The organism is Pseudomonas sp. KH_017, from assembly GCF_057840285.1.
The window spans coordinates 4,988,922-5,001,236 of record NZ_CM174509.1 but is presented as its reverse complement, the minus strand read 5'-3'; the positions used below and the strand labels follow the sequence as shown (position 1 = coordinate 5,001,236).

The 12,315-nt window shown below is 59.4% G+C and carries 13 protein-coding genes and 1 pseudogene; 7 read left to right on the top strand and 7 right to left on the bottom strand.

Translation table 11 applies throughout. The features are described from left to right. Positions 1-106 precede the first annotated feature (106 nt). A complete protein-coding gene (locus tag AC3IT6_RS22690; protein ID WP_489352947.1) occupies positions 107-994 on the top strand; it encodes a sterol desaturase family protein in 888 nt (295 codons plus the stop codon). 1 nt (position 995) lies between these two features. Here the strand turns inward: AC3IT6_RS22690 and AC3IT6_RS22685 are convergent, their stop codons facing one another. Together AC3IT6_RS22685 and AC3IT6_RS22680 are read right to left on the bottom strand one after the other, a co-directional pair. Then, a complete protein-coding gene (locus AC3IT6_RS22685; RefSeq protein ID WP_489352945.1) occupies positions 996-1,679 on the bottom strand; it encodes a helix-turn-helix transcriptional regulator in 684 nt (227 codons plus the stop codon). Next, positions 1,680-2,804 carry a glycerophosphodiester phosphodiesterase gene (locus AC3IT6_RS22680; protein WP_489352943.1) on the bottom strand — a complete coding sequence of 375 codons (1,125 nt, stop codon included), beginning with the start codon at positions 2,802-2,804 and terminating at the stop codon, positions 1,680-1,682. Between the two features lie 211 nt (positions 2,805-3,015). Here AC3IT6_RS22680 and AC3IT6_RS22675 point away from each other — a divergent pair, with 211 nt between their 5' ends. After that, positions 3,016-3,342, top strand: coding sequence for a DUF2025 family protein (locus tag AC3IT6_RS22675; protein ID WP_489352941.1), 327 nt, complete (start codon positions 3,016-3,018; stop codon positions 3,340-3,342). Positions 3,343-3,484: 142 nt separating this feature from the next. Here the strand turns inward: AC3IT6_RS22675 and AC3IT6_RS22670 are convergent. Both AC3IT6_RS22670 and AC3IT6_RS22665 read right to left on the bottom strand, forming a co-directional pair. Then, positions 3,485-3,807, bottom strand: a pseudogene (locus AC3IT6_RS22670) (antibiotic biosynthesis monooxygenase family protein). Beyond that, complete coding sequence (locus AC3IT6_RS22665; RefSeq protein ID WP_489352939.1) at positions 3,804-4,511, bottom strand: CTP synthase C-terminal region-related (seleno)protein; 708 nt, start codon at positions 4,509-4,511, stop codon at positions 3,804-3,806. Before AC3IT6_RS22665 ends, AC3IT6_RS22670 begins: the two are co-directional and overlap by 4 nt. Before the next feature lie 15 nt (positions 4,512-4,526). Between AC3IT6_RS22665 and AC3IT6_RS22660 the strand changes: the two genes are divergently transcribed. Further along, positions 4,527-5,468: a LysR family transcriptional regulator gene (locus AC3IT6_RS22660; protein WP_489352937.1), complete on the top strand. Its 942-nt coding sequence runs from the start codon at positions 4,527-4,529 to the stop codon at positions 5,466-5,468. Between the two features lie 119 nt (positions 5,469-5,587). Here the strand turns inward: AC3IT6_RS22660 and AC3IT6_RS22655 are convergent, their stop codons facing one another. Beyond that, positions 5,588-6,199 (bottom strand): TetR/AcrR family transcriptional regulator, encoded by a 612-nt coding sequence (locus AC3IT6_RS22655; protein WP_489352935.1) that lies wholly within the window; start codon positions 6,197-6,199, stop codon positions 5,588-5,590. A gap of 215 nt (positions 6,200-6,414) precedes the next feature. On the opposite strand from AC3IT6_RS22655, the gene AC3IT6_RS22650 reads away from it, so the two are divergent. Continuing rightward, the gene (locus AC3IT6_RS22650; RefSeq protein ID WP_489352933.1) at positions 6,415-7,473 is read left to right on the top strand and encodes an MBL fold metallo-hydrolase; all 1,059 of its coding nucleotides are present in this window, start codon (positions 6,415-6,417) and stop codon (positions 7,471-7,473) included. Between the two features lie 144 nt (positions 7,474-7,617). Here the strand turns inward: AC3IT6_RS22650 and AC3IT6_RS22645 are convergent, their stop codons facing one another. Beyond that, the gene (locus AC3IT6_RS22645; RefSeq protein ID WP_489352931.1) at positions 7,618-7,935 is read right to left on the bottom strand and encodes a helix-turn-helix domain-containing protein; all 318 of its coding nucleotides are present in this window, start codon (positions 7,933-7,935) and stop codon (positions 7,618-7,620) included. Between the two features lie 243 nt (positions 7,936-8,178). Between AC3IT6_RS22645 and AC3IT6_RS22640 the strand changes: the two genes are divergently transcribed. After that, a complete protein-coding gene (locus tag AC3IT6_RS22640; protein WP_489352929.1) occupies positions 8,179-8,547 on the top strand; it encodes a hypothetical protein in 369 nt (122 codons plus the stop codon). A 24-nt stretch (positions 8,548-8,571) separates the two neighbouring features. Further along, the gene (locus AC3IT6_RS22635) at positions 8,572-9,261 is read left to right on the top strand and encodes a DUF6933 domain-containing protein (protein WP_489352927.1); all 690 of its coding nucleotides are present in this window, start codon (positions 8,572-8,574) and stop codon (positions 9,259-9,261) included. A gap of 19 nt (positions 9,262-9,280) precedes the next feature. Here the strand turns inward: AC3IT6_RS22635 and AC3IT6_RS22630 are convergent, their stop codons facing one another. Further along, the gene (locus AC3IT6_RS22630) at positions 9,281-10,246 is read right to left on the bottom strand and encodes a hypothetical protein (RefSeq protein WP_489352925.1); all 966 of its coding nucleotides are present in this window, start codon (positions 10,244-10,246) and stop codon (positions 9,281-9,283) included. 118 nt (positions 10,247-10,364) lie between these two features. Between AC3IT6_RS22630 and AC3IT6_RS22625 the strand changes: the two genes are divergently transcribed. Then, a complete protein-coding gene (locus tag AC3IT6_RS22625) occupies positions 10,365-12,155 on the top strand; it encodes a SulP family inorganic anion transporter (RefSeq protein WP_489352923.1) in 1,791 nt (596 codons plus the stop codon). Positions 12,156-12,315: the final 160 nt, after the last annotated feature.

The following is a 12,315-nucleotide window of genomic DNA, read 5'->3' as shown; positions in this document are numbered from 1 at the left end:
GTCACAACTTAATTCATCCTTAAAACCGAGCGTTCGATTGCTTCGTTTGTTCAATTCTGTGCCGGTATCAACTCGCATGCTTTGCCTTCAATCAATGGAGGTGGCGATGAAAACTATCTTTGCGGGGTTGTATGCACCGGTATTCTGGGGCGGATTCATCGGGGCAGGGGTGTGGCTGATCGGTGTCGGTGGCCTGTCGACGCTGTGGTTGATGCTGCTGTTTATTGCAGCCTTGCTGGTGTCGTTCCTGGCTGAATGGGCACTGCCCTATGAGGCTTGCTGGAACCGCAGCGCCGGCGATCGTCGGCGGGACATCCTCCATGCACTCATCAACGAAACCTTGGGCGCCCTCGGGCTTTTGGCATTGCCGCCTCTGGTGGCGTTGCTGGCGATTGAGGGTGCGTGGCCACGAGGCTGGCCGTTATGGCTGCAACTGGGGCTGGCGATTTTCGTCGCAGACGCCGGGGTCAGCCTGATGCACTACGCCAGTCATCGACTGCCCTGGCTGTGGCGATTGCACGCGGTCCATCACAGTGTGCAACGCCTGTATGGCTTCAACGGCTTGATGAAACATCCGCTGCATCAAATGCTGGAAGCCTCGGCGGGGCTGTTGCCGCTGCTGGTGCTTGGCATCCCTCAAGATATTGCAGCGCTGTTGGCGTTCGCCATGGCGATCCAGCTTTTGCTGCAGCATTCGAATGTCGACATGCGCCCCGGTCCCTGGCGCTGGATCTTTGCCTGGGCACCGATGCACCGCTTTCACCACATCAAGTACGGCAAAGCTGGCGACGTCAATTTCGCCTTGTTCTTCAACCTGTGGGACTGGCTGCTGGGGACCGGGTTTTACACGCAGGACTATCAGGTTCGCCAAGGCGATCTCGGGATCGGCAGTCGTCCGGATTTTCCTGTGGATTATGTGGCGCAGTTGCTCGACCCGTTTGAGTCGATAGCGCTGGCAGAAGAGCCGCTCGTGCCGCCAGCGTTGCGTCGCTGAGTCAGTCCAGCAGATGCAGGTCGAGATGCCGCAAGGCTTGGCGGGCGGTCACGCCAAAGAGTTTTTTCAGGCTGCGGGAAAAGTGCGCCGAGTCGGCAAACCCGGCCGCATGGGCCGACAGCGTCACGGCTTCGCCCGCCAGGATCAATTCCATCGCCAGACGCAGGCGGCGCCACAGCACCAGCCTGCGCACCGGCAAGCCGACCTGGCTGACGAACAGTCGCTGTAGCTGGCTCATGGATAGATGAGCAGTGTCGGCTACCGCGCGCGCGGCCACTTTGTTTGCCAGGGATATATCGATGGCAGCGATGGCGCGTTCGATCCGTGGGTCGGTCGGTGCGCGTCGCGAACAGTTGCGCACCGCCTGATCGAGACCTTGCAGAGACTGCTCGGCGTCCGACGTTGCCTGGCTGAGTGTCGGCGCATCAAAGACCAGCGGCTCGGCATATAGCGTGAACAGCGGATCCGGCGCTTCGATAATGGCATGCCGAACGTGTGAAGGAATCAGCAGGCGAGTGGCGGTGACCGTCGTGCCGTCGAGCTCAACGGTCACCGGCCTGTCGGGTGCGAAGATCAATTGATGGGCGTAGTGAGAGTGGGGCGCGGTGCGCCCCGACCGACCGTGGATCAGGGCATAGTCACGCCCGAGCCACAGTTGGCCAGTCCACTCGTTACCTTGGGTCATTTAGAACCCGTTGTTCTTCAACACCTGATCGACACTCGCCGCCGGGCGTTTATAGAACTTCAGCAATTCGCTGGCGCGATTGGTGAAGATGCCGTCGACTCCGGCGTCCATGACTTTCTGGTAGTCCACCGCATCGTCGATGGTGTAGACGTGCACCAGCAGGCCCAGGTCGTGGGTGTACTGGTTCATCCAGGGTTGTACCAGATCCGAGTAACTCTGGTCGCCACCCTGGGTCAGTGCGGCGGACGGGCCGGTGCCGATGGCGCCTTGGGCCTTGGCGTAGTCGACCCATTGCTGGAATTCGGCCTTGTCCTTCGGTTGCTGTTTGGCGTAGTAGGCGGCTTTGTCCTTTTCGCCGGACTCGGCAAATGTCACCTTGGACTTGGGCTCGATACTGCCTTCACCGACCCACAACAGCAGGATCTTCGGCACCTTCGGCATCTCTTTTTGCAGCAGTTCGAGGCTGCTCTTCTCGAAGGTCTGCAGGACCACCTTGCCTTTGCCCTGACCGACCGCCAACTCGCTTTTTGCCAGTTTCGAAGCGGTCGGGCTCAACCAGCCCCGGTCCTGAAGTTTTTCCTTGAGGTCGTGTTCGATGCCGGGAAACTGCTTGGGCTCCTTGGTCTCGATGTACAGGCCGGGCTTGTGCAGGCTGTTGCCCTCGGCGATGTCGATGATTTCATCAAGGGTCAGAATCTTCAGGCCCTCGAAGGCCGGACGTGCGCGATCCGGGTACGCGGCATTGAACCAGCTGCCCGCATCCAGGGTTTTCAGTTCGGCCATGGTGAATGCATTGGCGGGGCTGTCCTTGCGCTCGGGGAATTTTGCCGCGACGTCGGTGGTGCGTTGCAGATTGTTGTCGTGCAGGGCAAACAGCACGCCATCCTTGCTGCGCTGCAGATCCAGTTCCAGGTAGTCGGCGCCCAGGTCGCGGGCAGTCTTGTAGGCGGCGGCGGTGGATTCCGGCGCATCGAACGACGCGCCACGGTGGGCAATCACCGCTGGATGCGGAATGCCCAAACGGGTCGCCAGTGCCGAGGGGCCAGGCTCGCTGGCGGCCTGCGCGTGACCGAGGGCGAGCAACAGGCTCAGTAACAGGGCGCTTTTGGTAAAGGTTGCGGGCATGGTCGAGATCCTTTCGCAATAAGTGAGCGGTCCCTTTTAACAATTCATCTTTGCAGGCGCTATCGCCAGACCGACATAAACCTGTCGAAAGCTGATTTTCGTCAGCGTTTTTGTGCGCCCGTTTGCAGTACGCTGGGGCCCTGCAATTTCCCCGGCAGAGGGAAACGCAGGCCCTGCGTGCATACCTACGATCACCATTGCGGGGTTTACCATGCGCATCACTTCCCAGCTCATCTGTCAGGCTGCCGACCAACTCATAGGCTTCGTCGGCCTCAACCGCAAGACCGGGCACTACATCGTTCGCTTCAGCGAAGACTCGTTTGGCATGGACGTGGCGGACGACGGCATCATCCCGACCAGCGAATTCGTCTGGGCCGCGGGGCCCGAGCAGACCATGATGCTCAAGCGTGAGTTGATTCAGTTGCTGCTGGACCAGAACATCGATGACCGGATCAACATCACCGAGCCGTTGCGGGTGTACATGAACCGGCGGGAAGTGCCGGAGATTTCGGCGGTTCGCAGTCTGGTTCGGGGCTGAGTTTTTGTACTGACTGTTCTGGCCTCTTCGCGAGCAAGCCCGCTCCCACAGGGTATGTGGGTGTACGTAAGACATGTTCCCGACACAAAAACCTGTGGGAGCGGGCTTGCCCGCGAAGACGGCCTCAAGAACACCGCATCATTTACAGACTGGACCCATAAGCCCGCTCAACCCGGCACACCCGCGTATGACACCGCGCATACCAGGTCGAGCGCCCACGCTCGCGAATGGCCGCATGTCAGGATGATGCTTCCACGCCAGAATCGCCGCTTCACTGGCCCAGTACGACACCGTAATCCCAAGCCCATCCTCGCCCCGCGCTGACTCCACACCGAGAAACCCCGGCTGTTCACGGACCAGTTCCAGCATCCGTGCGGCCGCTTCGGCGTAACCCTGGTCACCCTCGGTGCGCAGTGAGGTGAAGATCACCGCGTAATAAGGCGCGGCTGGCGTATCGGCGATCATGACGAGCGCCCCGCACAAGCTTCGACAAAGGCGCCAACCAACGGCGGCAAGACGCCCTTGAGCGCGGCCCGCTCGGGCTGGAACAAGGTTGCGACAAAAAACGGATGACCGCTGAGTTCGACCGCCCGCAGTCCGTGTTCCGAATCGTGGCCGACCGCATGAAGTTCGCGCTTGAGCAACTCCCCTTCGAACTGTGGATTGACCCCATAACGACAGCGATAGCCTTCACGAGTCTCGGCGCTTTCGTAGGCCTTGGCGATCAACGAGCCTTCACGTAAATGAATGGTATCGACCGCTTCCACCAGCGCGCACGACAGCGGCGTCAGCAGCGCCCGTGCGGCATCGGGATTTGTCTCGCCGTGTTCGGCCTCCGACCAGCCCAGCACGTTGCGCGCATATTCCAGCACCGCGTGTTGAAAACCACCGCAGGTGCCGAGGAAAGGTCGTCGTTGTTCGCGGGCAAAACGGATCGCTTTTAAAGCGCCGTCCGTGCTGCGGTAAGGGGTGGCCGGTACGCACCAGAAGCCATCGAATGTATGCAGCGGCGTCTCGGCGTGGATTTCATCGGTGGCCAACCAGTGCCATTGCAGGTTCAGGCCAGTGTGTTCAGCGGCCTTTTCGAGGGCGACGGGAATGGCCTGGTGGGCGGTGACTTGCGGGTCGTGGTCGCCGATCAGGGCGATGCGAATCGGGCGGGTTTCCATGTGGGGCCTCTGCACTTGTTGATTGCTGGTGCCCACTATAGATTGGCGTTCACGCACTCAATATTGGCGTTTTCCCAAGTGATCAATGCAGCGACGCACTATCGACTCGACTACCCGGACCTGGCCCTGATCCTCGCGCTGGTGCGTGGCGGCTCTCTGGCCCGGGCCGCGCAACTGCTGAAGGTGGATGTCTCGACGGTGTTTCGAGCGGTGCGCCGGTTGGAGGCTGCGCTGGGCCAGCAACTGTTCGAAAAAAGTCGCGCCGGTTACCTGCCCACCACCCTGGCGCAGTCCCTGGCGGAACAGGCCGAGCGCGCTGAGCAGGCGCTGGAGGCGGCGCGCATCGGTGTGGAGCAGGGCGGTGAAGTGATCAGCGGCATCGTGCGCCTGACCTGTACCGATTCGGTCCTGCAAGGTTTGCTGTTGCCGGCGCTGGCGCAGTTCATGCCGAACTATCCGGCGCTGACCCTCGAACTCAGCACCTCCAATGATTTTGCCAACCTCAGCCGTCGGGATGCCGATATCGCCCTGCGCCTGACCCGCACTCCACCGGAGCATTTGGTGGGACGGCGGCTGGCGGAGATTTCCTACCGCGTGTGTGCCAGCGAGCGATACCTGCAATCGGTCAATAGCACTGACCTGGCCGCATTGACCTGGATCGCCCCGGATGACTTCCTGCCGGATCACCCGACCGTTACCTGGCGTCGCCAAGCCTTGCCGGGCGTAACGCCGGGATATCGCTGCAACAGCATGCTGTCGGTGACCGAGCTGGTCAGGACTGGGCTGGGTGTGGCGGCGTTACCGGACTTTTTGATCGGCGACGGATTACAGCCGCTGAGCGAACCGCTGCACGGATACGACACCGCGCTGTGGCTGCTGACCCGTCCCGACTGCCGCGCCTTGCGCTCGGTGGTCACCTTGTTCGATGAGTTGGGGCGGGCGTTGAAACTGCCGTGAAACCGTTCAGGTTCTTGGCTGAAGCTCACTATAGCCTCAGCGCCAGTTTCATTCTGAAACACATCGCGCCATTCAAATCAGAGCCATCGATCCTTCGACACCGCCGTCGAACTTGTCATTTATTGCAACTGATAGCAGGCCAGAAACATGTCCAGCGCGGACTCGGCGACCTGGTGTTGTTCTTCGGGTGACAAGCCTGGCTTGCCCATGGAAATCTGCGGCCAGAAGGCAAACGACTTGAGCAGCCCCTGCACCTGTTGTGCGGCAAAATCAGGGGCAATGGCTTTCAACCGGCCATCGGCATGAGCGGCACGAATCCACACCGTCAGCCCTTCTTCACGTTCGCCCATTCGCGCCACCATATCCTGCGCCCGCTCCGGGGAATGAATCGTCGCCGCTATCGCCACCCGCGCCAGGTCGAGAAAGTTGTCATCACCCAACATTTGCAGTTTGGCCATCAGCAATCCGCGCAATTGGTCGCGCAACGGCAGGTCGGGACGGTAGGACGTTTCCTGTTCTGCCGTCACCCGGATCCATAACTGATTGAGGATCTCGGCGAACAACTCTTCCTTGCTGGGAAAGTGGTTGTACACCGTGCGCTTCGACACACCGGCAGTGGCAGCAATCTTGTCCATGCTGGTGATCTCGAAACCGTTGTCACGGAATTCGTTGATCGCGGCTTGAATGATCGCTTGGCGTTTTCGGTCGGTGAGGCGCTGTGGAGCTGTCATAAGTACGCTTCGGCAGGGAGAAGGGGGGAATTACACTCAGCAGTTTACTTGTCATCGACTTTGATGCAACCTAGAAACTACACTGTGCAGTGTAATGTTTTGTTAACCCTGCCCAGCAAAAATAGAAAGTCCGGCTGATGCGTGCGTGCCTTGGCCATTTATCGTCCCAAAGAGGAAAATCGTGATACGTGCGGTTTTTCTGGAGTCATTCAGTCATGGCCAATTCAAACTCCCCGGCGGACAACGCCTCCACACCTGAAGCGTCCCGACAGGCTCAAGGGCAGTATCAAAACTTCACGCCGGTTCAACGTTTAAGCTTTGGCAAAACCATGGGCGTCCTGTGGAACGTGCTGTTCCACAAGCCGCAAAACACCCGTCCGAGCGCACCCGTTCCGGTACAAGCCCTGACTCAAGCCGCGCTGATTGCCGCGCCGAACCACAGCGTCTATCGCCTGGGCCACTCCACGGTGTTGCTCAAGCTGCGCGACAAATTCTGGATCACCGACCCGGTCTTCGCCGAACGTGCCTCGCCGGTGCAATGGGCCGGCCCCAAGCGTTTCCACCAGCCACCGATCAGCCTGGAAGAATTGCCACCGATTGAAGCGGTGATCCTGTCCCACGATCACTACGACCACCTGGATTATCAGGCGGTGCTGAAGCTCGCGGACAAGACCAAACACTTCCTTACCCCGCTGGGCGTAGGCGACACCCTGATCAAGTGGGGCATCGACGCCAGCAAAGTCCGCCAACTGGATTGGTGGCAAGGCACGGAAGTCGATGGCATCCAGTTCATCGCCACCCCGTCGCAGCACTTTTCCGGCCGTGGCCTGTTCGACAGCAACAGCACCCTCTGGGCTTCGTGGGTGATGATCGACGGCGACACACGCCTCTTCTTCAGCGGCGACAGCGGCTACTTCGACGGCTTCAAACGCATCGGCGAACAGTACGGCCCATTCGACCTGACCCTGATGGAAACCGGTGCCTACAACGTCGACTGGCCGCACGTGCACATGCAACCTGAACAAACCCTGCAAGCCCACCTCGACCTCAAGGGCCGCTGGCTACTGCCGATCCACAACGGCACCTTCGACCTGTCGATGCACGCCTGGTACGAACCCTTCGACCGCATCCTGGCCCTGGCCTGGGAACGCAACGTATCGATCACCACGCCGCAGATGGGCGAGGCGTTCAACTTGATGCATCCGCAGCGTGGTGGGGCGTGGTGGCTGGCGGTGGAAGGGGAGAGTGATCGGGTGGTCGCTCATAACGCTTAGAGTGATGGGCCCTGTAGGAGCGAGCTTGATCGCGAAAAACATCTGGACAACGCGATCATTCAGACAGCACGCGTTTTCGTTAACGTCCATCGCGAGCAAGCTCGCTCCTACAAGGGGCCATTTATCGTCAGTCAGTGAGTTGGCTCACTCCACCATCGCAAAATCCGCCCGCCCAACCGGATTCGGCGTCGACCCTCTCACATTCATCCCTCGACCCGGCGCAAACCCCGGGAAGAACACCAACCCCTCCGATTCGAATCGATAGGCCAGCGCCAGGCGCGTGACATCCAGCACCTCTTGGCGCGCCTCGAAGCGTTGAATGGCATCCACCGAGACTCGGGATTCCCGCGACAGCTCTTGCACACTCCAGCCCAGCATCGCTCGGGCCTGGGCGCAGTGGGCCGGGGTGAATTGGAAGAGGGCGATACGTTCCAGGGTGATTTTCATCGCTTGAGAGGCCATGGTGTTCTCCGGGCTCGAGAGTGTTGGTCAAAATATACTGTGTTTTTGTACAGTTGTTTTGGGCCGAGATCAAATGCAATTTTTGAAGTTTCTTTTTGGCCGGACGAACGGTGACTGTCCCGATGCGTGGGGAAACTGTCGAAGTCGCCAAGGAATCACAACTCGATTTGAGGGTTGGTAAAGGCGGTTTTTTTCGCAAGAATAGGGATTCGCACTGTTCAGGTTTTCATGCAGGAGAATCTCATGCCGATCCTCGAAAGCGACTGGAAGAAGTTCAAGGAACTGCGCAAGATTGCGCTCGACCGTTTCTGCCAAGGTGTTCTTGCCGATGCCAAGACTATTGCGCAACATGGTGCGTTGTCGGCTCATGCTCGCTACGGCATGCTTTACGGCATGATCCATGATCGAAACAAGGACATGGCCCAGGCGTTTGACCACAACAGCCAATCCCGTTCAAGTGCGCTCCGGGGCTTGTGGCTGATGGTCATGCATGACTTGCTGACCGAAGCAGAGCTATCAACTCTCAGCGAAGATGCGCTGAGATACATTGCCGAGGTTGTTCGCCAGCCTTACGAACTTGAATGGGTCGACGAGATCGTCCCGCATGACTGACCAACCTTTACCAGAGAACCAGGGATGCTGATTTTCAACTGCACCGAAGCGGCCAGCAAATTCTTCAGTCGTGTACACAAGGGCAAGAAAATCACCAGGGTGGAAAGTCCACCATCGCCCGTCATTGAAGACGATGAGCCTGATGAGTCCGCCGAACAGTGGCTGGTCCACGCCGTCTCTGTTCAACGTAAACATGTGCTGTTCGCCATTCACATCCCGACTCGTTACTGCATGATCTTCGCCGATGCCAAAAAGGCCGACGTCGAGGGGTTTGTTCAACGTTTTGCAGATCGCTGGATTAGCGGGCTGATACGCCATGCAGGGCAGTTCGATATCCTTCAGTGGGTCGATGACGAGCCGATGATGGAGCGCTTTCAGGAAGGCAGCAGCCAGTTGCGCCTGTACCGACGCAGCCATCGCAGCGCGCAAAAACACATTGATGAAATCGCCTGGGTTTTTCAGGGTGTTGCCGCTGAGCGGGGCTCTTTACCGCCGGACGAGATTTCGGCAGAGCGCTTCGATGGCGAAATGAATGACTACCCAAGAAACAGCAAAGGCCATACAGACTATTTCTACCCGGATTCGGAAATGATGGCCCACTGGTTACGTCGATACTGCGGCCTCGACGAATCAGGCGTCCAGACTGCACTGGATCGACGTATGGAGGTGAAACGGGAGATCTGGGCATTGCAAAGGCAACTCGACTCGCAATGAACCAACGCTGCGTTTCGTATTACTTGCCCGCCAAACCCGGCGCTTCCCGCACAATAAAGTGATCCAGATTCTCGATACTGGCGCTGAACACCCCGAACGTCTGCTCGGGGTTTTTCTTGCTCGGCACCTGCTTCAGCTCGGGCGTCACGCCATAAAAGAAGCAGTACAACTCCCGTCCGCTCTCGATGGCGTGCTTGATCTCCTCCAGGAACGCCTTGCGTTTGCGGTAGCTGTCGATGAGTTTCTTGCTCAGGTAGACATTGACCGAGTAAGGCTTTTTCTCGAACCAGACCTTCTTCTCGAAGTCGATGCGAAAGCTCTGGGTGTAGTCCTTGATCTCCTTGACCTTGCCCCAGTAAATCAGCCCCTTGTTGTCTTGCAGATACTCGATCTTCTTGAAAAACGACCCGTAAGGCGCGGTGTGCTCGCCAATCTTCAGCGGCACGCGCTTGAGCAAATCCTTGTCGTCGAAGTTTGAAACGAAGCATTCCACCGGATGGGCGAAGACGCTGGTCTTGTCCGGGGCCGATTCCCGGCTCGGTTGCTCGACATTACTAGCCGCCTTAGGCGCTAATGGCTCATCCCGAACCACATCGGCAATCACCACCGGACTGGGCGGCTTACGCACATATTCGCGCCGAGTCAGTAACAATTCCGACGGGAAATTTTCCTCGCGACTGTCATCCGTTTCCGCCTCATCCACACCCGAAGCCGGCGTCTTCAAGCTGACATAAGGGCAGCCCTCGACATGCCGCGTACTCGGCAAGTTCTTGAAGTGTGGCGTGCGTACGTAATTCACATTCTTGGCGTTGAACGTGCCCAACTCATTGGCCGCATCGAACGTCAGGCGACAGGCATCGTTGGGGCATTGGAAATGCTCCTTGGCGGAGTCGAAATCCATCGTCTCGTCGAAATTCAGATCCCGAACGTCGTAGATCGACAACTTGTCGTTGAGGCTGAGGCAATAGGCGAGGTCGAATTTCATGTCGGGTTCCAAGTCCTTTAGATGAACAGCTTCCAGTGATGGCGCATTCGAAGCAATAGCTACACTCAGATCACTTCGATATCCCGGAGTTTGCACAGTCCATCAAAGAGGGCGGTTCATGAGCCATTCAGATGCTTCGCCCCCTCTCCCGGAGCCGGGCCGGATAGCCCGCCGGGATGAACAGACCGGTTGGCGCCGCTGGCTACCGGGGCTGGGCATGCTGCGCGAATACCAACCGGCATGGTTGCGTTACGACATCGTGGCCGGCCTAGTGTTGACCACGATGCTGGTACCCGTCGGTATTGCCTATGCGGTGGCTTCGGGCGTGCCCGGCATTTATGGCCTCTACGCGACCATCGTTCCGCTGCTGTTCTATGCCCTGTTCGGCCCTAGCCGAATTCTGGTGATGGGGCCGGATTCCTCCCTGGTGGCCGTGATCCTTGCCGTGATCATTCCACTCTCCGGCGGCGACCCGCAGCGTGCCGTCGCCCTGGCGGGGATGATGGCGATCGTCTCGGGAGCCGTGTGTATCCTGGCCGGTATGGCGCGCCTGGGTTTTATCACCGAGCTGCTGTCCAAACCGATCCGCTACGGCTACATGAATGGCATCGCACTGACCGTATTGATCAGCCAGTTGCCCAAGCTGTTCGGTTTTTCGATTGAGTCCGAGGGCCCATTGAGAAACATAGGGGCCATCGCCTCGGCGGTGATGGAGGGAAAGATCAACTGGACCACCTTCACGGTGGGCGGGCTCACCCTGGCGGCGATCCTGCTACTCAAAAGATGGCCGCGACTGCCGGGCATCCTGATCGCCGTGGTAGGCGCGACAGTCGCCGTGGGTGTACTCGACCTTGCGACACGCGCCGGTGTGTCGGTCCTCGGTTCGCTCCCCCAAGGCTTGCCCGGTTTCGCCATCCCCTGGATCACCAGCGCCGACATCGTCCCGGTGTTGATCGGCGGGTGCGCCGTCGCACTGGTCTCGTTCGCCGACACCAGCGTGCTCTCCCGCGTCTATGCGGCGCGGACCCGAACCTACGTCAACCCGAACCAGGAAATGGTGGGCCTGGGCATCGCCAACCTGGCTGCCGGTTTTTTCCAGGGCTTCCCGATCAGCAGCAGCTCGTCACGGACGCCCGTGGCCGAGGCCGCCGGAGCCAAAACCCAAATGACCGGCGTCGTCGGCGCACTGGCGGTTGCCCTGCTGCTGGTGGTGGCACCGGACCTGCTGCAACATCTACCGTCCAGCGCCCTGGCGGCAGTCGTGATCGCCTCGGCCATTGGCCTGATCGAGATCACTGACCTGCGCCGGATCTATCGCATCCAGCGCTGGGAATGCTGGCTGTCGATTGTCTGTACCGTCGGCGTGGCCGTGTTCGGCGCGATCGAGGGCATAGGCCTGGCCATCGTGATTGCCGTCATAGAGTTCCTCTGGGACGGCTGGCGCCCGTACTCCGCGGTATTGGGCCGCGCCGAGGGGGTCAAGGGCTACCACGACATCAAACGCTACCCCGACGCACGCCTGATCCCCGGCCTGGTCCTGTTTCGCTGGGATGCCCCCTTGTTTTTCGCCAACGCCGAACTGTTCAGCGACCGAGTGCTGGACGCCGTGGCGGCATCGCCCACGCCCGTGCGCTGGCTGGTGGTCGCCGCAGAGCCGGTCACCAGCGTCGACGTGACCTCTGCCGACATGCTGGCCGAACTGGGTGACACCTTGCACGCGGCGGGTATTGAGTTGTGTATTGCCGAGATGAAGGACCCGGTCAAGGACAAGCTGAAGCGGTTCGGGTTGTTTGCGCGTTTGGGGGAGACAGCGTTTTTTCCAACGATTGGGACGGCTGTGGATAGTTATGTGGCGAATTATCGGGTGGATTATGTGGAGGGGGAGGAAGGCGGGAAGGTGGGGCGTTGAGTGGGGAATGGCAGCTCTTACACCGATGCGGCAGACAACACCTTACAGTGGCGAGGGACTTGCTCCCGCTGGGCTGCGAAGCGGCCCCAAACTCAGCAAACGCGGTCGATCAGACAGAGCACGTAATTCGCTGGGCGACTGCTCCGCAGCCGAACGGGAC